We start from the raw sequence: 1,185 nt of genomic DNA on the forward strand, positions 1-1,185 counted from the left end.
ACGTCGCCGAGGTGGTCGACGTCCTGACCCACCGACCGGGAAGCCAGCACGTCGTCATCACCGGACGCGACGCACCCCGTGAACTGATCGAGGCGGCAGATCTGGTCACCGAGATGGCCAAGGTCAAGCACCCGATGGACGCGGGACGCAAGGGTCAGCGAGGCATCGAATGGTGAGCGCGTCGTGTCCCGCAGTGGTGATCGCGGCCCCCGCGTCGGGTAGTGGAAAGACGACGGTGGCGACCGGGCTGCTGGGCGCGCTGCGCAGCGCCGGCCGCACCGTCGGTGAATTGCTCTCGGCACCAGCGGTGTTCACGCCCGTCGGCACCACGGTTCGAGATGCCGTCCGGCACATGACCGAGCAGGGCAGCTCCTACGTTCTGATTCCGCTGCGTGGTTCGCGCCATGGCATCTTCACCGACCGAGACCTCCGAATTCGGGTGGTGGCCGCCGGGATCGGCGTCGATACTCCGATCGAGCAGGTCATGACCTCGCCGGCCGAGACCGTCACGGCGGACCGGTTGGCGGGCACCGTGCTGATGGACATGCTCGAGCGAGGCTTGCGTCACATGCCGGTGGTGTCGAACCGTGGTGAGGTACTCGGCGTCGTCGAGGATTCGGATCTGCATGCCGCGTCGACTCGACGCAGTTTCGTGGTCCGCCGGGCTGTGGCATCGGCATCGACTTCCGCCGAACTCGCCGACGCGGGCAGGCTCGTGCCCCGCCTGGTGGTGGATCTGTTCCAGGGCGGAACCGATGCGATGGCGGTCAGCGCGATCCTCTCCGTCGTGGTCGACAGCCTCGTCCGACGGGCCGTCGAGATCGAGTGGACCGCACGTCCGGATGTGCCGCGTGACCACTTCGCCTGGATCACTCTCGGCAGCGTGGCGCGTCGAGAAGCCATGCCCTCCTCCGACGTCGACAGCGCATTGACCTGGGCGGACGCGACGGCGGACCCCTATGTGCGTGGGAAATCGAACGCGGTGCCGAGAACCCGCGACGAGGCGCTGATGGACTTGGCCGCTCGCGTGCACGTGAGCCTCGACGGGGCCGGGCTACCGTCGGACACCAACGGCGCGGTCGCGAGCTCGCCCCCGATTCGCCCGCTCGGCCGGTCAGTGGGAACGCGCCGCGGCGCACTGGCTCAGCAACCCCTTCGGTGAACGCGGCAACCCGGCAGAGGACT

2 protein-coding genes are annotated in these 1,185 nt (G+C 68.5%); both read left to right on the forward strand.

The genetic code is table 11. The features are described 5' to 3' along the window. Positions 1 to 176: cob(I)yrinic acid a,c-diamide adenosyltransferase (locus RHBS_RS27870; RefSeq protein WP_187298676.1), on the forward strand; the 176-nt coding region annotated here is incomplete at its 5' end. After that, a complete protein-coding gene (locus RHBS_RS27875) occupies positions 170 to 1,162 on the forward strand; it encodes a DUF294 nucleotidyltransferase-like domain-containing protein (RefSeq protein ID WP_237669868.1) in 993 nt (330 codons plus the stop codon). The genes RHBS_RS27870 and RHBS_RS27875, both read left to right, overlap by 7 nt. Positions 1,163 to 1,185: the final 23 nt, after the last annotated feature.

This window comes from Rhodococcus sp. BS-15, from assembly GCF_000813105.1.
Classification (GTDB): domain Bacteria; phylum Actinomycetota; class Actinomycetes; order Mycobacteriales; family Mycobacteriaceae; genus Rhodococcoides.